This is a genomic window from Fibrella rubiginis, from assembly GCF_017353185.1.
Lineage (GTDB): Bacteria > Bacteroidota > Bacteroidia > Cytophagales > Spirosomataceae > Fibrella > Fibrella rubiginis.
Window position 1 is genome coordinate 130,797 of the sequence record NZ_JAFMYV010000012.1, and the last position, 20,358, is coordinate 151,154.

20 protein-coding genes are annotated in these 20,358 nt (G+C 54.3%); 13 read left to right on the top strand and 7 right to left on the bottom strand.

All coding sequences use genetic code 11. The annotated features are described in order from the left end of the window. Nucleotides 1–83: 83 nt before the first annotated feature. Together J2I47_RS21365 and J2I47_RS21370 are read right to left on the bottom strand one after the other, a co-directional pair. A complete protein-coding gene (locus tag J2I47_RS21365) occupies nucleotides 84–1,091 on the bottom strand; it encodes an FAD binding domain-containing protein (protein ID WP_207366652.1) in 1,008 nt (335 codons plus the stop codon). Further along, a complete protein-coding gene (locus J2I47_RS21370) occupies nucleotides 1,088–1,648 on the bottom strand; it encodes a (2Fe-2S)-binding protein (protein ID WP_207366653.1) in 561 nt (186 codons plus the stop codon). The genes J2I47_RS21365 and J2I47_RS21370 overlap by 4 nt, the downstream gene beginning before the upstream one ends. A 159-nt stretch (nucleotides 1,649–1,807) precedes the next feature. On the opposite strand from J2I47_RS21370, the gene J2I47_RS21375 reads away from it, so the two are divergent. Genes J2I47_RS21375 through J2I47_RS21385 form a run of 3 tightly spaced genes read left to right on the top strand, consistent with a single transcriptional unit; the run spans nucleotide 1,808 to nucleotide 3,655 of the window. Further along, a complete protein-coding gene (locus tag J2I47_RS21375; RefSeq protein ID WP_207366654.1) occupies nucleotides 1,808–2,167 on the top strand; it encodes a DUF3471 domain-containing protein in 360 nt (119 codons plus the stop codon). Nucleotides 2,168–2,193: 26 nt separating this feature from the next. Continuing rightward, nucleotides 2,194–2,775, top strand: coding sequence for a DUF1003 domain-containing protein (locus J2I47_RS21380; protein ID WP_229374845.1), 582 nt, complete (start codon nucleotides 2,194–2,196; stop codon nucleotides 2,773–2,775). A 31-nt stretch (nucleotides 2,776–2,806) separates the two neighbouring features. After that, nucleotides 2,807–3,655, top strand: coding sequence for a CHAD domain-containing protein (locus tag J2I47_RS21385; protein ID WP_207366655.1), 849 nt, complete (start codon nucleotides 2,807–2,809; stop codon nucleotides 3,653–3,655). Here the strand turns inward: J2I47_RS21385 and J2I47_RS21390 are convergent. Then, complete coding sequence (locus tag J2I47_RS21390) at nucleotides 3,652–4,359, bottom strand: WD40/YVTN/BNR-like repeat-containing protein (protein ID WP_207366656.1); 708 nt, start codon at nucleotides 4,357–4,359, stop codon at nucleotides 3,652–3,654. The two genes, J2I47_RS21385 and J2I47_RS21390, sit on opposite strands and share 4 nt — an antisense overlap. A 254-nt stretch (nucleotides 4,360–4,613) precedes the next feature. Here J2I47_RS21390 and J2I47_RS21395 point away from each other — a divergent pair, with 254 nt between their 5' ends. The 4 genes from J2I47_RS21395 (at nucleotide 4,614) to J2I47_RS21410 (ending at nucleotide 9,244) form a co-directional block, all read left to right on the top strand. Then, nucleotides 4,614–6,803 (top strand): ferredoxin-like domain-containing protein, encoded by a 2,190-nt coding sequence (locus J2I47_RS21395; protein WP_207366657.1) that lies wholly within the window; start codon nucleotides 4,614–4,616, stop codon nucleotides 6,801–6,803. 103 nt (nucleotides 6,804–6,906) lie between these two features. Next, the gene (gene cobA, locus J2I47_RS21400) at nucleotides 6,907–7,662 is read left to right on the top strand and encodes a uroporphyrinogen-III C-methyltransferase (RefSeq protein WP_207366658.1); all 756 of its coding nucleotides are present in this window, start codon (nucleotides 6,907–6,909) and stop codon (nucleotides 7,660–7,662) included. Nucleotides 7,663–7,777: 115 nt separating this feature from the next. Further along, nucleotides 7,778–8,743, top strand: coding sequence for a glycoside hydrolase family 16 protein (locus tag J2I47_RS21405; protein WP_207366659.1), 966 nt, complete (start codon nucleotides 7,778–7,780; stop codon nucleotides 8,741–8,743). 30 nt (nucleotides 8,744–8,773) lie between these two features. Continuing rightward, nucleotides 8,774–9,244 carry a hypothetical protein gene (locus tag J2I47_RS21410; RefSeq protein WP_207366660.1) on the top strand — a complete coding sequence of 157 codons (471 nt, stop codon included), beginning with the start codon at nucleotides 8,774–8,776 and terminating at the stop codon, nucleotides 9,242–9,244. A 33-nt stretch (nucleotides 9,245–9,277) separates the two neighbouring features. Here the strand turns inward: J2I47_RS21410 and J2I47_RS21415 are convergent, their stop codons facing one another. Both J2I47_RS21415 and J2I47_RS21420 read right to left on the bottom strand, forming a co-directional pair. Further along, the gene (locus J2I47_RS21415) at nucleotides 9,278–9,604 is read right to left on the bottom strand and encodes a hypothetical protein (protein WP_207366661.1); all 327 of its coding nucleotides are present in this window, start codon (nucleotides 9,602–9,604) and stop codon (nucleotides 9,278–9,280) included. Then, nucleotides 9,601–10,302 (bottom strand): hypothetical protein, encoded by a 702-nt coding sequence (locus J2I47_RS21420; RefSeq protein ID WP_207366662.1) that lies wholly within the window; start codon nucleotides 10,300–10,302, stop codon nucleotides 9,601–9,603. Before J2I47_RS21420 ends, J2I47_RS21415 begins: the two co-directional genes overlap by 4 nt. A 520-nt stretch (nucleotides 10,303–10,822) precedes the next feature. Between J2I47_RS21420 and trhO the strand changes: the two genes are divergently transcribed. The 6 genes from trhO to J2I47_RS21450 all read left to right on the top strand — a co-directional run bounded on the left by trhO (nucleotide 10,823) and on the right by J2I47_RS21450 (nucleotide 19,004). Continuing rightward, nucleotides 10,823–11,773, top strand: coding sequence for an oxygen-dependent tRNA uridine(34) hydroxylase TrhO (trhO, locus tag J2I47_RS21425; RefSeq protein WP_207366723.1), 951 nt, complete (start codon nucleotides 10,823–10,825; stop codon nucleotides 11,771–11,773). Nucleotides 11,774–12,050: 277 nt separating this feature from the next. Then, nucleotides 12,051–14,894 (top strand): outer membrane beta-barrel protein, encoded by a 2,844-nt coding sequence (locus tag J2I47_RS21430; RefSeq protein ID WP_207366663.1) that lies wholly within the window; start codon nucleotides 12,051–12,053, stop codon nucleotides 14,892–14,894. Between the two features lie 45 nt (nucleotides 14,895–14,939). Beyond that, nucleotides 14,940–15,752: a GLPGLI family protein gene (locus J2I47_RS21435; protein ID WP_229374847.1), complete on the top strand. Its 813-nt coding sequence runs from the start codon at nucleotides 14,940–14,942 to the stop codon at nucleotides 15,750–15,752. A 184-nt stretch (nucleotides 15,753–15,936) separates the two neighbouring features. After that, nucleotides 15,937–16,515: a TetR/AcrR family transcriptional regulator gene (locus tag J2I47_RS21440; RefSeq protein WP_207366664.1), complete on the top strand. Its 579-nt coding sequence runs from the start codon at nucleotides 15,937–15,939 to the stop codon at nucleotides 16,513–16,515. Nucleotides 16,516–16,585: 70 nt separating this feature from the next. Then, entirely contained in the window at nucleotides 16,586–17,440 is an 855-nt protein-coding gene (locus J2I47_RS21445; protein ID WP_207366665.1) for an SDR family oxidoreductase, read from the top strand. 358 nt (nucleotides 17,441–17,798) lie between these two features. Next, complete coding sequence (locus J2I47_RS21450; RefSeq protein WP_207366666.1) at nucleotides 17,799–19,004, top strand: DUF6786 family protein; 1,206 nt, start codon at nucleotides 17,799–17,801, stop codon at nucleotides 19,002–19,004. On the opposite strand, the gene J2I47_RS21455 is transcribed toward J2I47_RS21450, so the two are convergent. Together J2I47_RS21455 and J2I47_RS21460 are read right to left on the bottom strand one after the other, a co-directional pair. After that, complete coding sequence (locus tag J2I47_RS21455; protein WP_207366667.1) at nucleotides 18,928–19,950, bottom strand: quinone oxidoreductase family protein; 1,023 nt, start codon at nucleotides 19,948–19,950, stop codon at nucleotides 18,928–18,930. The two genes, J2I47_RS21450 and J2I47_RS21455, sit on opposite strands and share 77 nt — an antisense overlap. A gap of 24 nt (nucleotides 19,951–19,974) precedes the next feature. Further along, nucleotides 19,975–20,133 (bottom strand): winged helix-turn-helix transcriptional regulator, encoded by a 159-nt coding sequence (locus J2I47_RS21460; protein ID WP_207366668.1) that lies wholly within the window; start codon nucleotides 20,131–20,133, stop codon nucleotides 19,975–19,977. Nucleotides 20,134–20,358: the final 225 nt, after the last annotated feature.

A 20,358-nucleotide genomic window follows, 5' to 3' on the forward strand; every position in this document is an offset into this window, starting at 1 on the left:
GAAGAAGTCCAGGGTTTAAGGTTCAAGGTCTAAAGTTGCTCCGCATGATAAGCATAGTGCGAAGCAACTTTAGACCTTGAACCTTAAACCTTGGACCTCATTGCCTCTCCCAACGCCCGGATTATGGCCCGTTTGGCGAGGTCAATTTTGAAGGTGTTGTGACCGTAGCCTTTCGCGCCTGCCAGCAGGTTCTCGGCCACGAGCCGGAAGTTGTCGGGTGTGGCTTCCCTGCCAATTAGTAGTTGCTCAGCTTCGGGCTTCCGCCAGGGTTTGTGCGCCACGCCGCCCAGGGCAATACGGGCGTCCGTTACGCTATTGCCCTCCATCTCCAACCCTACCGCCACAGATACCAGCGCGAAGGCGTAGGAGGCCCGGTCGCGGAGTTTCAGGTAGGTGTGGTGCTGATTGAATCCCTTGGCGGGCAGGTCAATACTGGTCACAATCTCACCGGGTTCCAGTGTATTGTCGCGCCAGGGTTCGTTGCCGGGCAGGCGATGGAAATCGGCGAAAGCAATGCTGCGTTCTCCGTTGGAACCGGTCACCTGTACTACCGCTTCGAGCGCGGCCAATGCTACCGCCATGTCAGATGGGTACGTAGCGATGCAGGCCGTTGGCTGGTTCTCCGAGCCTTCAGTGCCCAGAATAGCGTGGATGCGGTTGTAGCCGCCGATTGCCGCACAGCCTGAGCCTGGTTCGCGCTTGTTGCAGGGCATGGCCGTATCGTAGAAGTAATAACAGCGGGTGCGCTGAAACAGGTTGCCGCCGTTGGTGGCCATGTTGCGCAGTTGCGGCGAGGCTCCCGCCAGAATCGTCTCCGACAGCAACGGGTACCGCGCCGTAACTAATGCATTATAAGCCGTTTCGGCGTTGGTCACGGTAGCGCCCAGCCGCAGGCCACCATCGGGCAATTCGCTGATTCCGCCCAGGGGCAACCGGTTTACATCGACCAGCCGCGTGGGGTGTTCGATATTCTCCTTCATCAGGTCGATGAGGTTCGTGCCACCACCGATCAACCTGGCGTTGGGCTGGGCTTTCAACTCGTCAAGTGCGCTGTCGACCGAATCGGGCCGTGCGTAGGTGAATGGGTTCATGGCTGCTTTTCTGCTTTATTAATGACCTCCAAGACAGCATCCACAATGTGCGGGTAGGCACCGCAACGGCAGATGTTGCCACTCATGCCTTCGCGGACGTCGGCTTTATTTTTGGCGTGGCCTTCGTGGAGCATGCCCACCGCCGAGCAGATCTGACCGGGGGTACAGTAGCCGCACTGAAAGGCGTCGTGGTCAATAAACGCCTGTTGGACGGGGTGCAGCCCGCCGTCGGGGCTGGCGAGCCCTTCAATAGTGGTGATGGCGTGGTCGTCGTGCATCACGGCCAGGGTGAGGCAGGCGTTGATCCGCTTGCCATCAACCAGCACTGTGCAGGCACCGCACTGGCCGTGGTCACAGCCTTTTTTGGTGCCCGTCAGGTTCATGTATTCGCGCAACGCATCCAGCAACGTAGTCCAGGGGGCAATCTGAATGGTTTTGGCCTGACCATTTACCGTCAGTGTAACGGATCCAGGTTCAACGCCAGGTAAAGGTTTGGCGGGCGCAGCGGTCTGTAGCGGCGAGCGGCCTGCGGGTTTGGAACGGGTTTCGGCAATCATAGCGAAGAATGACTTAATCCAATTCCCAACTCAACCACCCTAGTAGCCCTATGTTTTAAAATAAGATTAAAACGGTGCCTGCGACTTACCATCTGTACAGTGAAGGCTTGATAACGCGCCGTTTTTTTCGATCTTTCCGGAAACAAACCCCTGTTACCAATGAAATTTATGCTGCCCCTGCTCCTTGTTTTTGGCCTCATAGCCAGCCCATCTTTCGCCCAGACGCCCGCTCCCGCCCGTACCGACACCACTAACCTGGCGGCTTACGCTGGTACCTATACGTTTGCCAGCGGTAGCCCCATCAGTTCCTACACCGTAGTGGTCAAAGACGGCAGCCTGTCTGGCGACGCAGGCATGGGAAATTTCAAACTGGTGAAACAACCTAAAGCCGACACCTTCCAGTCGACTAGTTCGTACGGCTCCATCATCACGTTCATCCGCGATGCCACCACCAAGGCGGTTACCGGCCTCACCCTGGCCGCACAAGGCCAGGAACTGAGCGCAGTCAAAGAAAAATAGCGGCAATTCGGGGCCTATCCTTAGTCATGGACAACACACTGTATGTACTTTGCGACGTATCGGGTGAGCAGGTGGCCATGGAAGCAGCCGTACCGGGCAGTCAGCTCCACCCACGTGTGTTTGCCGAAATCAGGAACGATTTTCCTCAGTTTCAGCCTGGAAGCTACATCTCGCTGAATCGGTTGTTGACCTACGTGAACCGGGCCGTCGACAGGGTACAGCTCATGCCAAAAGGCCAGTTGCTCAGTGCCCCGCCCGACGTGGATGCCAACCTCACGCTGGGGCAGCGGCTGGCTGACCGTATTGCCGATTTTGGTGGCAGCTGGACGTTTATTCTCACGTTTCTGGGTCTTATGATCTCCTGGATAGGCCTCAACGTCTGGGTGTTTGCCAACCGGGGGTTCGATCCCTATCCGTTTATCCTGCTTAACCTGGTGCTGTCGTGCCTGGCCGCTTTGCAGGCACCGGTGATTATGATGAGCCAGAACCGGCAGGAAGAACGCGACCGCGAACGCGCCCGGCAGGATTATGAAGTAAACCTGAAAGCCGAGAGCGAAATCCGTTTACTTCAGCAAAAGGTTGACCTCCTATTGCAAAAAACGGCCTGAACACCCCACCGGGCCATTTGTTGTAGAGATAATGGAAACAACCAACACGCTCCACGACTTCTTCAGGCACCGTGCCCACTCGCTCGTGGAACGCATTGGTGACGCTCGCCATCACCCCACCGACGAGCGCATCCGTCGGGTACGGGTGGGCATCAAACGCCTGCGTTCCCTGTTTCGGCTGATCGAGCTAATCCGGCCTCATCGGTTCAAAAGCCGTCGACACGAACGGGCGTTGCGAAAGCTCTTTAAACAGGCCGGGCGGGTGCGCGAACTGCAGGTAAGTCAGGATGCTCTGCCTCACTTGTCGGTACCCGCCGACGTGAAAAAACAGTACCGCCTTTTTCTGGCAAAGCGCGAACATAAAGCCCGGAAGAAGCTGAAGAAAGCCCTGGGACAGTTTCATAAAAAGGACCTTAAGCCCGCCGCCAGGCTCGTCAGGCGGCTGGGCAAAAAAACCACCCCGGCCAAAATTGACGGGCGGCTGCGGGCGTTCATCGACCGCGAAGCCCTGGCCATCGACGCCCTGCAACGGGCCGAACGAACGCCGGAAAGCACGCATCAGGCCCGGAAACACCTGAAAGCCCTACTCGAAATTGGCACCCTGCTCATTCAGCACACTCCCGATGATGCGCTGGCCAAAGTACTGACTACGGCTAAGCAGCTCCAAACGCAGATTGGTACGTGGCACGATAAAATAGTGCTTCTACAGCAGCTGGAGGCATTTATTGCTACCGACAACGACCTCCCCCCTACCACCGCAGACCGCCTTGTTGCCCGGCAACAGCAACTGGCTACCCAGCAAACCCAACGCCTCGACCAGCTAAACGATAGCCTCCGCAACCTGGTCGAAGACCTGGCTCCGTGGCGCAGTACAGATTAAGGAATCGGTTTTTTCGAGATGTAGACCACCCCGCGGCCACCGTTACAGAAGCGAAAGGTTGGCTGTTCCTCACAAACATTATCCGAACCAGTAATATATAACCGGTTCTTGCCGTCAATGTATAGGCTCTCCAGCTGATGCGACACGGGCAGGTTGATTCGCCGGTTGGTAGTCGTGATGACACCAGGCGTTCTAAATGAACCCAGCGTGGCCGTTGAGTCAGGAAAAAACTGACGGCGAATACGGTAGGTTTCGCCGGAGGTAGTCGTAACCGGATTAATGGACAGGAACGCAGGGGAGTTATCAACCACGTTCGTCAACTCAAACATGGGATTATAACGCCGGTAGGGCAGCCATGTTTTCCCGTCATCGATACTATAATTGTCTGCCGAGGTTAAATATCGTCCATTGACCAGGCTAGTCAGGGTAAAGAGCGTGTCCCGATAAGCCTTCACATTAAACATACCGATCGACTGTTTAAGTACGAGTTGCCAGTTGGCACCCCTGTCTGTTGAGCGATAGATAGCAGACAGGGTCGAAATCAGCAGTGTGTTATCCAGGTCACCCCAAACGCCCATGATGGTTTTGTTTTCGGGGGCTCGAATTACCGTCCAGTCTGGGTATTCCGGAGCCACGATGTCTATAGAAGTAGGTCGACAGGCCATGACAAACAGGATCATCAGGCAGTAAATGACGTGTTTCATACCGTTTTTGTTGAGTACGCAAGTTAATCCAGCTGTTCAATAGAATCAATTGATGCTGACAGGCATGTATACACTTGTAGAAAAGTTAACAGTTACGCAACATCACTACTCAAACCGCATCGGCAGCCGTGCAGGAACGATTTGCCCCACTTTGGCATTACCTTTGTACCTCCTTCATCAGCACTTTCGCCGACCTCATCTGTCGGCATTTGTTTTACATAAGCAGTATATAAACTCTATAGACTAATACTATTATGTCTATCGCTTTCACTACCAACGTTAAAGCCGCGGCCCAGCGCGACATCCTCGACCTCGACAAGAAAGTAACGGCCTTTGCTTCCGGTCAGATGACCGATGAGCAATTCCGCAAGTTCCGGCTGGCGCGGGGGGTGTACGGTCAACGGCAGGCGGGGGTGCAGATGATTCGGATTAAACTTCCCTACGGACGCATCACCGCCGATCAGCTCATCCGCATTGCCGATGTGTCGGACCGCTACGCTACGGGCAACCTCCACGCCACCACCCGGCAGGATATTCAACTTCACTTCGTCAAACTCGCCGATTCGCCCCAGCTTTGGGCTGACCTCGAAGACGCGGGCATTACGCTCAAAGAAGCCTGCGGCAACACCGTACGCAACGTGACGGGTTCGGCCCGCGCGGGCATCGACCCCAACGAGCCGTTCGATATTTCGGGCTACGCACAGGCCGTTTTTGAGTACTTCCTGCGCAACGCCATTTGCCAGGAAATGGGCCGAAAGTTCAAGATCGCGCTGTCTTCTTCCGAAGCCGACACAGCCTACGGATTCATGCATGACATTGGCCTGATTCCAAGAGTAAGGAGTACAGAGGCGGGAGGAACGGAGAAACGGGGCTTCAAAGTGCTGTTGGGCGGCGGCCTGGGGGCGCAACCCTTTGCGGCCCAAACCGCCGCTGAATTCATTGAAGAAGAGCGCGTTATCCCCTTCATCGAGGCCGTAATACGGGTGTTTGACCGCTATGGTGAACGCACCAAGCGCCACAAAGCCCGCATGAAATACCTCCTCAATGACCTCGGTCTGGCCGAATTCCTGAACCGGGTAAACGAAGAGTGGACGGCACTGCCAAACAAGACGCTGGCTGTTGGATCCCGGACGCCGGACATACTGCCGGAGCCACGCCCCGAAGCCGCTACTTTTTTATCCAACGTCCAACATTCAGCATCCAACTTCCAAACCTGGCTTGCCACCAACGTCTTTGAACAAAAACAGGCGGGTTGGTATGCCGTACAGTTGCGGGTATTGCTGGGCGACATGTCGTCGGATACGGCGCGGGCGCTGGCCCAGATCGTGAAGCAGTACGCCGCCGACGATATTCGGGTAACGGTAAATCAGGGTTATCTGCTGCGGTTCATCAAACCCGAAGACCTGCCCGCCGTGTTTGACGCCCTCGACGCGCTGGGCCTGGCCGAACCCGGCTTCGACACCACCGCCGATATTACCACCTGCCCCGGCACCGACACCTGTAACCTGGCCATTACCAGCAGCTACGGCATCACGCGGGCACTCGAAGAAGTAATGAAAGCGGAGTTTCCCGACATCATTTACAACAACGACATCAAGATCAAAATCAGCGGCTGCATGAACGGCTGCGGCCAGCATTCGGCGGCCAACATCGGTTTCCACGGGGCGTCGCTCAAGAACGGGGCCTACGTATTGCCCGCGTTGCAGGTGCTGCTCGGTGGCGGCTTCAACGGGGCTGGTGAACAGCGTGGCGAGGGGCAGATTGGCGATAAGGTGATTAAGATTCCCGCCAAGCGCGGACCAGAGGCGTTGCGGGCGTTGTTCACCGATTACGAAGCCAATAGCATCGACGGGGAGTATTACAACGACTACTACAACCGGCAGGGCAAAAACTACTTCTACACACTGCTAAAACCTCTGGCCGACCTGAAGACGCTCCAAAACAGCGATTACATCGACTGGGATCATACCGATGCCTATGTGACGGAAGTGGGTGTGGGTGAGTGCGCCGGCGTGATGATCGATCTGGTTGCAACTACGCTGGATGAGGCCGCCGAAAAGCTGGCCTGGGCCAACGAAGCCCTGGGCGAAAGCCGCTGGAGTGATGCGCTCTACCATGCGTATAACGTGCTGATCACGGGTGCCAAAGCCATGCTCATGGGCAGCGGCATCAACACAAACACGCACCACGGCATTGTCACTGATTTCGACCGCGAGTTTGCCGGGCAACCGGGAGACCGGCCCCACGGTTTCCATGCTGCCGAAGGACAGTTTAAGTCGTTGGTATACAGCATCAACAAGCGCGAACCATCGGAGGCTTTCGCCCGCGAGTTCATCACCGAAGCCACCACGTTCCTCGCCGCCGCCCAGGCCCACCGCCAGCAGCAAATTGCTCTGGAAGGCCTACCCGAACTCCAGGAACTGACCCAAGCGCAAGACAGCTAAACAGATTTTGGATTGGGGATTTCGGATTTTGGATTGGGCTGACGCACGAATACGCTTGCGCCAGCCCAATCCAAAATCCGAAATCCCCAATCCCCAATCCCTTATGAAGCTCACACTCATTGGTGCGGGGCCGGGTGATCCTGACCTCATTACCGTAAAGGCGATTAAGGTACTTCGGGAAGCCGACGTGATCATGTATGACGCGCTCGTGGCTCCTGAACTGCTCGACTATTGCCGCCCCGACGCGCTGAAGGTATACGTAGGCAAACGGCGCGGTGCGTACTCGTGTGTACAGGAAGACATTAACCCGCTGATCGTGCATTATGCGCAGCAGTACGGTCACGTAGTGCGGCTTAAGGGCGGCGACTCGTTTGTGTTTGGTCGGGGTTGGGAAGAGATGGACTACGCCGCGCAACACGGTATTTCGGTGGCCGTGATTCCCGGCATTTCCAGCAGCTATGCCGTACCGGCGGCGGCGGGCATCCCACTCACAACCAGGGGGTTATCGGAAAGTTTTTGGGTGGTAACGGGCACCACCAAAGAAGGTCAGCTCTCGAAAGACCTGCAACTGGCCGCGCAGTCATCGGCCACGGTCGTGATCCTGATGGGCATGCATAAGTTGCCGCTCATTGCTGATTTGTTCATCGGGCTGGGCAAAGCCGACACACCCATTGCCATTGTCCAGAACGGCACCACACCCGAACAGCGCGTGGTGGTGGCTACCGTGGGAAACATCGTAGCCGAGGTAGCCCGCACTGGCATCGAAAACCCCGCCGTGATTGTGGTTGGGGCGGTGGCTACCCTGGCTAATCTGACGGACATAGTTCAGCAGACGTCGGCCAATGGCCTGACGCAATAAAGTACGGATGACCTATTGGCTACGAGCGGCGGTGTTGTATGTTTGGCAACCAGAACACCTGTAAGTAAGTCTACGCAGGCGTTGGGTATTAATCATCACACAACAACTGCTCGTCATGAAACGCTACCGGTTTACCCTGCTGTCGTTGCTCTTTATAGCAACCACCTTCGTTGCTTCCTGCAAAAAAGAAGATACGCCCTGCGTTAAAAAGACGTGGTATAAAGATGCCGATGGCGACGGCAAGGGAGACAAAAACGTCAGTATCCAGTCGTGCGAAAAATACGTTGGCTACGTTGATAATGCCGACGATGACAACGACGTAGTGGCCCCCGCTCCTTTTGTTGATAAGGGCTACAAAACGCCTACATCTTACCAAAATTTAACGTTGGTCTGGGCTGATGAATTTGATGGCACCAGTTTAAATGATAAATACTGGAATTACGAAATTGGCAATAATAACGGCTGGGGAAATAACGAATTAGAATATTATAAAAAAGAAAACACCACCGTTAAAGATGGCTATCTGACTATTGAAGCCAGAGTAGAGAGTAATGGTGCCAGTAATTATACCTCATCGCGATTAACGACGCAGGATAAATTCAATTTTAAATACGGGCGCGTTGATATTCGGGCGCTGCTGCCGAAGGGACAGGGCATCTGGCCTGCTTTGTGGATGCTGGGCAAAAACATCAAGCAGGTAAGCTGGCCCAAATGCGGTGAAATCGACATTATGGAATTGATTGGCGGCACCGACAAAGACAACACCGTTTATGGCACGGCCCACTGGGACAATAACAACAGCCATGCGCAGTACGGCGGCAACACAAAACTAGCCTCTGGCATCTTCGCCGATGAATTTCACGTATTTTCCATCGTCTGGGATGCTAAGAAAATTGTCTGGTACGTAGACGATAAACAGTTTCATATCATTGATACAACACCCGCCGGGTTGAGCGAATTTCAGGAAGAGTATTTCCTGCTTGTCAACCTCGCTGTTGGTGGCGACTGGCCCGGCAAACCCAACTCAGCTACTGTATTTCCACAGCAACTGAAAGTAGACTATATCCGTGTTTTTCAGTAAATGACGCGACCTTACCTGCTGTCTTGACTCATGAAAAAAATGGTATTAATTATTGCCTGTTTGTTACTAGCCTGTGGCACAAAAAACACAGATCAGGCAACCGCAAGAAAACAAGGCATTCCCCTTGTTGGCACCTGGCAGCTTATTTCAGGAACGACCATTGACAAAGGCGATACTACGGTGACGGATTACACCAAAGACCAGTCATTTATCAAAATCATTAATGACACACATTTTGCATTTTTGAAACACGACCTGGCTGGTGGAAAAGGCAAAACCACTACGTATGATTCGGGCGGTGGACGCTACACCCTGAAAGACAGCCTGTACACCGAAAAGCTGGATTATTGCACCGAACGCGAATGGGAAAACCACCTATTCAATTTCACCGTTAGCATCAAAAACGACACACTCACGCAGCAGGGCGTTGAAGTCGTTGAAAAAGCGGGAATCAATCGGATCAATATGGAGAAGTATGTGCGGGTGACGAATCCTCGATGACAAGGTTTATATAGTAGTTAGACAACAAGCGCATTAGACAAACCTGGCAACCATCGTTAGTAGGTTATCCAGCGTTTGAACCAATTTCGTGACTGTCTTTACCGTTGCTGCTACCTTGTTGATGACCTCGTTCGTATCTGAAAGCTGCTGATTAACGGCCTGGAGCTGTTTGTTAGCTGCCTCCACCTCCTTCACACCATCATCGAACGTGGCCGAGAGCAGGTTGATCAAATGCCCGCGTAGTCGCTTACCCAACACATTCATCTGTTTCTGCTCATCAATGGTCAGGCGGTCATCGAGTGAGAGCATAAAGCACTCCTGAACGCATGAAGCTATTTTTTCTGAATCGACAGTTTTCATTGTTTAGTTTGGTTTATTGCGTGTAACTGTTGAATGGCATCCAGCAGGCCTGCTACGCTGGATTCGTATTCGTCGATGGTGCCTAGGACTAAGCCCGCCGAAAGTGGACTATTCTCCTTTGTGGCCTGCACTAATGTCTGGTGCGTAATTTTCATTTGCCTAACCACACTGGACGGACTGGCTGTCTGAAGTAGCTTATACGCTTCGGCTAATTGGGCAATTTCAGCAAGGCGTAGCTGTCGCTGTTCGCGGGTCAGACTATTTTTTTCACCGTTGTAAAAGAGACTTGCTGTACTGAGTTGCTGGGCCATGCCCGCCAGCCGGGTCGTCGCTACGTATTTGTCCAGGTCTTCTTTCAGAAAATCAAGCAATTGGTTAACTGGTTGTTCGCCATCAATAATGGCTTTTCGCAGGGCTTCGTCTCGCTTCTGATCCAGTGCGAGTTTACCAACGATGCCCACTATGGTGCCAAGCGGACCAACGTAGCGAGCCGCGTCGTTGGTGCCATTGATAGCACTTAAGCTGACAAACGTCCCCTGTAGGGCTTTTAAACTGTTGGCCAACGATGCAGTATTGGTCTGAAACTGCTCAGGCGCTTTATTACCCGACAAGGTTGACAACCGTTCGGCGTATGTGCCAAGCTGACGGAGAAGCCCCAGTCGGGCTTGAACAGCGCTCATACTGAAGGGGTCATCCATAAATGGTGTTAATTGGCCATCGTGTTTTCTGCTTAATCGTTTTGTGGTATCATACGCTAATTCCTGAAAATATAGCCGACGCTCAAAAGCGTTTAGATCATTGTACAACGTAGCAATGGCCGCTGTGGCAACTGATGTGCTTTTCTGAAATCGCTCAATTGGTGCCGTAACATCCTGCTTACAGGATTGGGATCCAACTAACATACTGACCAGCACGAGCCAGTAGTAGGGCCGGAATGGGTGGGAGGTTATCATGGCTAGTGTCGAATTCCTGATTCTGACAACTAAGGAAGACAGGAAGCCGAAACACTTCCAATTTTTGCGCTGTCGAGCCGAGTAAACGGCTTACAGGTAAAGCAAACGGTCATTGCAGACCGCCTCTCAGGGGATGGCTATGACCTTTTACCCACCGGATTACAGCCGGGACATTGAGGTGGCTTTACCCCAAAAACAGCCCGTTTTTCGTAAATTTGCCCTTCTAACCAAACTAAAATTCCCCCTTCGGGGGTTAGGGGGCTATATGTACCGCGTTCTTCTTTATTACTGCTACACACCCATTGCTGACCCCGAAGCGTTTCGGGAGAAGCACCATCAGCTTTGCCTGCGGCTGAATCTGCTGGGGCGTATCATCGTGGCGCCCGAAGGCCTCAACGGCACTGTTTCGGGCCTGGCCGACGACTGCGACGCCTATATGGCCGCCGTCAAAGCCGACCCACGTTTTGATGCACTGGAGTTTAAAATCGACACCGCCGAAGAGCACGCGTTTCAGAAACTGCACGTGCGGGTGAAGCCCGAAATTGTTCATTCTGAATTACCCGTAGACCCGCTGGTGCAGACGGGTATTCACCTCGAACCCGCCGAATTCCGGGCGTTGAAAAACGACCCCGATGTAGTGCTCGTCGACATGCGGTCGAACTATGAACATGGCATGGGCAAGTTTACCGGGGCAGTTACCTTTGATATGGAAAACCTGCGCGAACTGCCCGACCACGTGGCCGAAATTGCGCACCTGAAAGACAAGAAAGTTATCACCTATTGCACGGGGGGCATCAAGTGCGAAAAGGCCTCGGCGTACCTGCTCTCACAGGGGTTTGAGAACGTATACCAGCTACACGGCGGCATCATCAAATACGGTATTGAAGCCGAGGGCGAAGGGTTCGACGGGCAGTGCTACGTGTTCGACAATCGGCTGGCTGTTGACGTGAATAAGGTCAACCCCACTGTCATTTCCACCTGCCACCGCTGCGGTACACCCAGCACGCGCATGATCAACTGCGCCTCGCCCGCCTGCAACAACCACCTGGCCCTCTGCGAAGCCTGCGGTGACGCCCACGCGGGCACTTGTACCGACGCCTGCAAAGCCGACCCCCTCCTCCGCCCCTACGACGGTACCGGCTACTACAGCAAAAAGCCCGTTGGCTACACGCCAGAACAGGGTTACAGAAGCCGGCAGCGGAGTAAAGCAGTATGATTTGGGATTGTGGATTTGGGATTTCGGATTGGTTGCTTACGCCAGAGCAGATACTGGCGTAAGCAACCAATCCGAAATCCCCAACCGCGGCGGACCGCCCAAATCCCAAATCAAAAAAGGCCTCACAATCCGTATGGAATGTGAGGCCTTTTTGCATCGTGGGGGTGTAACTACCGCTTAATAACTATTGAGTTAGTTAAATTTTGTTAAGCAACAATCCAGAAATAGTTACGTCAGTACATTTAGACACGCAACTCAACTCCTATTCCCTTTTTGTATGAAACATCGCTTACTCCAACTGCTGATCTGGTGCTTTCTGTCAGGATCAGTTTTGGCCCAGACGGCCCCCTCCCGCTTCCAGTTGCAGGCCACCGTCACCGACACGCTGGGCGCTAAACTCAACGGCGCTACAGTGATGCTACAGACCGTAAAAGACTCTGTATTAAGCAACTACGGACGTACCAACGAAACCGGTCAATTTACGCTGAAAGGTATTCGGCGGGGTAACTATATCCTGAAAGTGACGTATGTGGGGATGATGCCCATCAACCAGAGCGTAACGCTGGAGACCGAGGCTAATGTAGACCTCGGCACGATTAAGCTGAAGCCCATTGCGAAGGAACTCTACGAAGTGGTGATCCGTACGGCGCGGGCACCGCTCACAATCCGGGGTGACACCGTTGAGTATAATGCGGCTTCGTTTAAGGTGCCGCCGGGATCTACCGTCGAGGATTTATTGCGTAAGCTGCCGGGCGTGCTGGTAGACCGGGAAGGCAATATCCGGGCGCAGGGGCAGGAGGTGAAACGCGTAACGGTCGACGGCAAGCAGTTCTTTGGCGACGACCCGAAAATGGCCACCAAAAATTTGCAGGCCGAAGCCATTTCGAAGGTACAGGTGTTCAGCGGGCAGAGCGAAAAAGCCAAGCTCACGGGCGTCGACGATGGCAAGAAAGAGAAAACCATGAACCTGGAACTGAAGGAAGAATTCAAGAAGGGTGGTTTTGGCAAAATAACCGCCGGGGCCGGGCCGGCCACCAACCTCAGCGCCCGCGGCGAAGTACGGGGTAACTACAATAAATTCGACCAGAAACAGCAACTATCGGCCATTGGGCTGGCCAACAACACCAACCAGACGGGCTTATCATGGGCTGACTATCAAGACTTTAGAGGTAGCAACTCGTTTACGCGCAACGAAGATGCTGATTTTGGTTTTGGCGGTGGTGGGGGCTATTATTTCTCCAGCAATGGCGACGAGGGTTTGTCTATTCCGGTCAACTGGGGTAGCCGGGGGGGTGGACTGTCGAACAACATGGCCGCGGGTGTCAACTACAATTTCGACACGCCAAAGACTAAATTCAGCACCAGCTATTACGGTAGCAGTTCCACGTTTATAACCGAAACGCTGGCCGAGCGAAAGAACTTCCTGCAAACCGGCTCGTTCACCACCCGCGACACGACTAACCAGCGAACGGGCAGCAACAGCCACCGACTGAGCCTGCGGTATGAGAAAAAACTCGACTCGCTCAACACACTCGTGGTCATTCACAACAGCCGCCTTAACAACGGCACTCAGAATCTGCTCAACACCAGCGAACTGCTGCGTAACGACCTCATCCGCAGCACGTTCAGGCTGACCAATAATAATGGCAACAACCAGGCCTTTGCTATGGCCAATACAGCCCTCTACCGCCACAAGTTCAAGACCAAAGGCCGTAGTTTTGCGCTTAGCGCGGGCTATAACTACAACCAGAATGATGCCCTGCTGAACCTACAGGCCGATTTGCGCTTTTTCGATGCCACCACCGTCAACGAGCAACTGCGGCTTTTGCGCCAGCGCCAAACCACCAACAGTACCGTGGCCCAGTTCAAAGCCAGCGCACAGTACACCGAACCATTGTCGAAGAAACTGTCGCTGGAATCGTTCTACAATTTCAGCCTGCGCTACGACGAAGCCGACCGCGCCGTGCTGGACAAATCGACTGATCAACTCCTGCGGGTGGACTCGCTGAGCCGGTACTACACCAATAACTACACCTACAACCGGGTGGGCACGGGCCTCCGCTACGCGTATAAGGGCATCAACGTTGGCGTAGGTGGGGCGGTGCAGCGCTTTGAACTGAACGGCGAATATGCCACGGATAAGGCCAGTTTAAACCGTCAACGCCTGAACCGGGTGTTTACCACGGTGATCCCCAACGTGAGTGTTAACCTGGACCTGAAAAACAACAAGTATGCCTACCTGGGCTATAACATGGATGTTCGGCTACCTTCACCGCAGGAACTGCAGCCCATTGTTGACAATAGTAATCCGCTCTACATTTCGCGGGGTAATCCCAATCTGCTGCCCGCCCTGTCGCATAGTGTTTACACGGGCTTCAATTACTTCAACCCCGGCTCGTTTTTGAGCATGTATGGCGGGTTCAATTATTCGTACAACATTAACGAAGTGGTTTACGCCCAGACCGTTGACCCCCAAACGCTGATTACCAACACCATACCGCAAAACATTACGGGTGGACAAAACGGTGGTTTCAGTGCCAACGTGAGTTTTCCGATCAAAAAGACCAAGCTGACCATGGACGTTGGCGGTAACCTGAACTTAGGGCGGTCGTTTACGCCTATCAACGGCATCCTGAACCAGACCAACGCCACCAACTACAACGTCCGGTTGTCAATAGCCCTGACGCCCGCCGAGTGGCTGGCGTTCTACGGTGGCACCAACATTGGTATTGGCAATACGCGTTACTCACTGAGTTCAGGGCAAAACCAACAACTCGTGACCAATAATTACAATGCCGAAGCCACCGTTAAGCTGCCCGGTCAGGTATTTATCAGCTCGTCGTTCAACTACCAGCTGTACCGAAACAGCCGCTTTGCGTTCAACCAGGGCGTTCCCATCCTCAATTCGGCCATCTACCGGGTTGTTGGTAAGGCGAAGAAAATGGAGGTACGGTTATCATCCTTCGATCTGCTTAACCGCAACGTAGGCGTCAACCTCGATGCGGGGCAGAACTACGTCTCGCAGCAACGCACCCGCACCCTGGCCCGGTATTTTTTGCTTAGCTTCACTTACAACATGCGGGGGGTAACGGCCAAAGTGCGCCGGAATGATGGCTGGTAGTCAGTGCGTTTCACCTCTGATTTAAGACTAATCGACTTTCCTTTTATGCTCATGCGTCTATTTGCTCAACACATCCTCCTAAGCTGCCTGCTGACGCTGTCGGCCCTGGCACAAACACCCCCCGCTGCCACTACCGCCGTGCCGCCGGCGGCCAATGCCGCCCCGATCACCGAGGGGGTGGTGCACTACGAACGGCGGGCTTTCTGGCCCAAAATCTATGCCCGGATGACGTACCTGAGCCAGGAACAGAAAGACCGGATTGCCAACCTGACTCGCAATTTCACGCAGCAAAAGATCAAGATGAACCTGACGTTTTCGGGTACGCAGAGCCTGTATACCCACGGCTCGGAATCGGCGGAGTACGAAGATTTTGATTTTAAGGGGCGTAATGAAGAACTAGTTTTTTACCGTGACTTTGATAAAGAACGCCTGCTCGACATTGAAGAGACCCTGGGCAAAACGTACATTGTGTCTGACTCATTACGGCTTCCCTCCTGGAAAATCGGCAACCAGATACGTGAGATTGCCGGGCACCTGTGCATGAAGGCCACCACCTCAGATCCCATCCGCAGTCAGTCGATTACAGCCTGGTTTGCGCAGGACATTCCCGTACCCGCCGGTCCCGAAAAGTATTGCGGATTGCCGGGACTCATTCTGGAACTGGACATCAACGACGGCGACGTGATCATTGAAGCCATGAGCATCGACGCCAAACCGGTAGCCGACGTGCTGAAGCCACCCAAGGTGAAGGCAAAAACCAAGCGTACCACTCAGGCTGAGTTCGACAAACTGCTGAAAAACCACATCGCCGAGCAGATGAAAGAACAGCAAAACCCGTATTGGAGTATTCGCTATTAGCCTTAAGCGATAGTCATGGGATGGTTCGCCGGGTATAGATTGCTGACGCTATAGTGCCAGGATGTCAGCAGCAAGTATCCGGCGGATCATCCAGCTTGACCACTCATTACTGAAAAAATAGTCATTTTTCTTTTCTAAATGAATTTTTATTCACTTACCTTTGTCCCATCAATCAAGAATACGAATGCGGACGAAAGACGAAGGGAAAGAAAGTCAGATCCTGGAAGCGGCCCTACGGCTTATTACTCAAACTGGACTGGCAGGCCTGAAAATGGCTGATTTAGCCAGGGAGGCAGGCGTAGCTACCGGCACGGTATACATCTACTTCATCGACAAAACCGCGCTGATCAGCCGTTTGTATATTTACCTGATACGCACCGCCTGGCGTGATCTTACGTCCGGTGTAGCGGCAAGCGACCCGGTGCGTATTCAAGTGCAGAAGATTGCTCACAACTACCTGACAGAGAATATAGAGAGACCCGAAATTGGTGCTTTTTTTGAACAATACTACCGATCTCCCTTCTACACAAAAGCCGATAATATACTGACCGAGGAAAACACCGCGCTGCAACCAATCTACGACGTGATTGCCCGCGGCCAGGCCGAGACAGTCATCAAAGACGTGGCACCCGACCTACTGGTCACGCTTGTTTGCGGGATGCTCAATGAGGCAGCCAAACTATCGCTGTATACGGGGGAAGCCTTTACCAAGGCAGATTGGGAAGCCACATTTTCGGTCCTCTGGGACGGGATTAAACGATAATGCGTTTGGGGGAACTGACTACTTGTAGCCCTTTTTTTACCTTTTAAATGAATAAATAATCACTTTAGCCATGACTAAAACTGTTTTAATCACCGGCACATCGTCGGGCATTGGCCGGGCAACCGCCACTTATTTCGCTCAGCAGGGCTGGAACGTTGCCGCCACGATGCGTTCGCCACAAAAAGAAAGTGAACTGGGTAGCGCTTCGCTGACCGCGCTGCCCAATGTGAAACTATTTCGGCTCGACGTGATGGACGCCGACTCCATTCGGCAAACCGTGGCAGACGCTATCTCCGCCTTTGGGGGTATCGACGTTCTTATTAACAACGCGGGCTATGGGGCCGTGGGCCCGTTTGAAGCAGCCACATCCGAACAGGTGCAGCGACAATTCGACACCAATGTTTTTGGCGTGATGAACGTAATCCGTGCCATTCTGCCTTACTTCCGCCAGAAGCGAGAGGGCACCATTTTAACCGTCACGTCGATGGGTGGGCTGATTACTTTTCCCATCTATAGCATTTACCACGGCACGAAATGGGCCGTTGAAGGCTTTACCGAAGCGCTGTCATTTGAGTTGAAACCGTTTAACATCCGCATCAAAAATATTGAGCCGGGGGCCATCAAAACCGACTTTTATGACCGCTCGCAGGATGTGCTCACCAAGCCCGGCTTAACCGACTACGACGAGTATGTTCGGGTGGCGATGGCTAACTCGCAGAAAGCGGGTGCCAACGCGCCTGGACCGGAGGTGGTTGCCAAAACACTTTTTAAGGCCGCCAATGACCCTTCTGACCGCATGCGCTACGTGAGCGGTAATAGCCAGACGGGTATGCTACTGTTGCTGCGGCGCCTGTTGCCGCTCACGTGGTTTCACGGCATCGTGAAGCGTGTCGTCGAGAAAGGATACCGTTCCACGATGGGGTGAGAAGTAGACACTATAGTGATTTACAGACATTCGGGAGGTTTTTGTAGTCACTGGTATGCCGATGTCCGCTAGGCTCCGGTCAGTTTCCATGAGCTGTTTACAGGCGTGCCTACTGCGGACCCTGACATTGGTAAATATGGACTGATAGACCTGGTTGATGCGGTTGTAGTCGCAGCTGTCTGAAAAAGGCTGAAACCCGAACTGGTCAGGGGGGTGTCGAACCCCATGATTCGTTTCTGCTGCTGCCTGGCAAGGATTTTCTGGAAGTCAACTGGCCTGATAATCGTTTGTGGCGTCAATTGAGTAAATGTCAGCCCCCCGGCGACTCTACGGTTTACTGAACCTTGTCGACCCGTCTATGAAGCGTTGCTTTCCCGCCCTGCTGTTGCTTGTACTCAACGCCTGCTCGCCGGGCAACAACGCCGCCGAAACCAGCCGGGCTGCGGGTACGTTCGGCTACGATCTGGCCTTTCTCCTGCGGCACGATTCGGCCCTGGCCGTTTTGAGCAGTGCCGATAGTTCGGCGCGGGTGATCGTGTCGGCGAAGTATCAGGGCAAAGTCTTTACCTCCACGGCCAACGGGCTGAACGGCAGCAGCTTTGGCTGGATTAATTACAAGGCCCTGAGCGAAAAACCGCAACCCCATTTCAATGCCTATGGAGGCGAAAATCGGCTATGGTTGGGGCCGGAAGGGGCGCAGTTCAGCCTGTTCTTTAAACCAGGCAGCCGGATGGACTTTGCCAACTGGCAAACCCCCGCCGCCTTCGATACCGAACCGTGGACTGTGGTCTCGAAAACGGGGGAGTCTGTGGCGCTGGAAAAAGCCATGGCGCTCACCAACTACGCGGGTACCCGCCTGAACCTGCGCGTCGACCGGGCGGTGAACCTGCTGAATCGGGCCGTCATCAGCGAAGGACTGGGTACGCCCCTGCCCGACTCGGTGCAGGTGGTGGGCTACCAGACCCGCAACACCCTGACCAACACCGGCCCGGCTGCGTGGACCCGCCAAACCGGCGCGCCCTGCCTGTGGGTTCTCGACATGCTTGTACCGGGTAACCACACCACCATCCTGATTCCTTATCAGACTACCGGAACGGGGCCCGTTGCTACCACCGATTATTTTGGTCCCATTCCGCCCGACCGGGTACGTTACCAGCATGGGGTGCTCACGTTCAGCGCCGATGGCAACAGCCGGGGCAAGCTTGGACTGACGCCCCAACGGGCCAAAGGCGTAGCGGGCAGTTACGATCCAGACCGGCACACCCTAACCATCACCCTGTTCGACGTTGATAAAAAAGGGACCTACTTGAATCAGGCCTGGAAGCTGGTGCCCGACCCCTTCAACGGTGATGCCGTGAATGCTTATAACGACGGCCCGCTACCCGACGGCACCCAGATGGGACCGTTCTACGAACTCGAAAGTGTCTCGCCCGCAGCCTTTCTTCAGCCGGGGCAGGGCCTGACGCATAGCCATACCGTGTTGCACCTCATGGGTAACGAGGCCCAGTTGGACGGTATCGCGCAGAAAGTGCTGGGTACGTCGTTGAAGGGTATGAGGGAATAAGCAATACCTTGCCCGCGCTCTGTCCTGATTCCAGAAATCGGTGGGCCGCAGCCCCGTCTGCCAGGGCAAAGCGGGTTGGCTCGGCTAGTCTTATCGCCCCCGACTGCAGCCAGTCGAAGAGTTGAGCGCTACGCCGGACGCGTTCGTGCTTTGACGTCAGATAGCTCCACAGATCACCTCCGGTCAGGGTTTTGCTGGTGTCCATCAGGTAGCGCGGGTCTACCGGAGCAGGATTGCCGCCGCTCATGCCATAGAAGACCACCCGGCCACCATCCCGCACCACCGCCAGGCTATCGCTCAGGGTAGCGCCAACTGAATCGTACACCACATCGATGGGCGCGGGCCAGCGCCTAACGGCCTCTGTCCAGCCCGGCGAGAGCACAAACGCGGCATCGGCCCCCGCCTGTTCAATGATGGGCAATTTGGCCACCGAGGTACTTAGCCCCAGAACGGTAGCGCCTTTTCGTTTACCCATCTGCACCAGTAACTGCCCCACACCCCCCGCGGCCGCGTGCACCAACAGCACCTCACCCGGTTGCACTGGGTGACTGTCGGTGACCAGGTAATGGGCTGTCAACCCCTGCAACAGCACCGCGGCTGCCGTCTCGAACGACACCACGTCGGGCAAGGGAATCAGGCGGTCGGCGGGTACAGCCACCAACTCAGCGTTGGCCAGGGGTACGTCGGCGAAGCCCACCCGGTCACCTACCCGTACGGCAGGTACATTGTTGGCATCGACCACCACCCCCGCCCCTTCGTAGCCCGCCATGTAGGGTGGTTGGCCCGTAAGGTGATAATTTCCCTTGCGGCGGTAGATATCGGCAAAATTCAGGCCGATGGCTTTCATGGACACCAGCACTTGACCGGGTTTCAGCACCGGATCGGGCACCACCTGATAGATCAGTACAGAAGCATCGCCGAAGGCGGAAAACGTCAGCGCATTCATAGGCGGGGAGGTAAGTGTGGTGCGTTACAGCGACAGCCCCAGATCGCGCAGGGCCAGGCAAACGGGCACCACTCGTTTGCCCAGATCGGTTATGAAGTAGTCAACTTTGGGCGGCACGACCGGATAGATCACCCGCTGACCAAGACTGTCGTCTTCCATCTCACGAAGCTGACTGGTCAGCATCTTTTTTCGATACGCCCGGTATAGCCCGTTGCAAGGCACCAAAGCGGTTGATACCCCCACAAACGGCTCACAAAATAATGGGTTTCCACTTGCCGTCAATCAGGTCCATCGCCTTTGTGACAACAACCGGTCAGGAAGCATCAGATGAAGCCGTTTGATACTGATTTGAGCCCGGACAGGTGCCACTGCGTAGTTCATTGTTTATTCGCCCGTTACTTTTGCGGC

Excerpts from the sequence above, each read along its gene's own strand:
- J2I47_RS21365 (WP_207366652.1), bottom strand. The coding sequence starts at position 1,091 with ATGAACCCATTCACCTACGCACGGCCCGATTCGGTCGACAGCGCACTT.
- J2I47_RS21370 (WP_207366653.1), bottom strand. The coding sequence starts at position 1,648 with ATGATTGCCGAAACCCGTTCCAAACCCGCAGGCCGCTCGCCGCTACAG.
- J2I47_RS21375 (WP_207366654.1), top strand. The coding sequence starts at position 1,808 with ATGAAATTTATGCTGCCCCTGCTCCTTGTTTTTGGCCTCATAGCCAGC.
- J2I47_RS21380 (WP_229374845.1), top strand. The coding sequence starts at position 2,194 with ATGGACAACACACTGTATGTACTTTGCGACGTATCGGGTGAGCAGGTG.
- J2I47_RS21385 (WP_207366655.1), top strand. The coding sequence starts at position 2,807 with ATGGAAACAACCAACACGCTCCACGACTTCTTCAGGCACCGTGCCCAC.
- J2I47_RS21390 (WP_207366656.1), bottom strand. The coding sequence starts at position 4,359 with ATGAAACACGTCATTTACTGCCTGATGATCCTGTTTGTCATGGCCTGT.
- J2I47_RS21395 (WP_207366657.1), top strand. The coding sequence starts at position 4,614 with ATGTCTATCGCTTTCACTACCAACGTTAAAGCCGCGGCCCAGCGCGAC.
- cobA (WP_207366658.1), top strand. The coding sequence starts at position 6,907 with ATGAAGCTCACACTCATTGGTGCGGGGCCGGGTGATCCTGACCTCATT.
- J2I47_RS21405 (WP_207366659.1), top strand. The coding sequence starts at position 7,778 with ATGAAACGCTACCGGTTTACCCTGCTGTCGTTGCTCTTTATAGCAACC.
- J2I47_RS21410 (WP_207366660.1), top strand. The coding sequence starts at position 8,774 with ATGAAAAAAATGGTATTAATTATTGCCTGTTTGTTACTAGCCTGTGGC.
- J2I47_RS21415 (WP_207366661.1), bottom strand. The coding sequence starts at position 9,604 with ATGAAAACTGTCGATTCAGAAAAAATAGCTTCATGCGTTCAGGAGTGC.
- J2I47_RS21420 (WP_207366662.1), bottom strand. The coding sequence starts at position 10,302 with ATGGATGACCCCTTCAGTATGAGCGCTGTTCAAGCCCGACTGGGGCTT.
- trhO (WP_207366723.1), top strand. The coding sequence starts at position 10,823 with ATGTACCGCGTTCTTCTTTATTACTGCTACACACCCATTGCTGACCCC.
- J2I47_RS21430 (WP_207366663.1), top strand. The coding sequence starts at position 12,051 with ATGAAACATCGCTTACTCCAACTGCTGATCTGGTGCTTTCTGTCAGGA.
- J2I47_RS21435 (WP_229374847.1), top strand. The coding sequence starts at position 14,940 with ATGCTCATGCGTCTATTTGCTCAACACATCCTCCTAAGCTGCCTGCTG.
- J2I47_RS21440 (WP_207366664.1), top strand. The coding sequence starts at position 15,937 with ATGCGGACGAAAGACGAAGGGAAAGAAAGTCAGATCCTGGAAGCGGCC.
- J2I47_RS21445 (WP_207366665.1), top strand. The coding sequence starts at position 16,586 with ATGACTAAAACTGTTTTAATCACCGGCACATCGTCGGGCATTGGCCGG.
- J2I47_RS21450 (WP_207366666.1), top strand. The coding sequence starts at position 17,799 with ATGAAGCGTTGCTTTCCCGCCCTGCTGTTGCTTGTACTCAACGCCTGC.
- J2I47_RS21455 (WP_207366667.1), bottom strand. The coding sequence starts at position 19,950 with ATGAATGCGCTGACGTTTTCCGCCTTCGGCGATGCTTCTGTACTGATC.
- J2I47_RS21460 (WP_207366668.1), bottom strand. The coding sequence starts at position 20,133 with ATGCTGACCAGTCAGCTTCGTGAGATGGAAGACGACAGTCTTGGTCAG.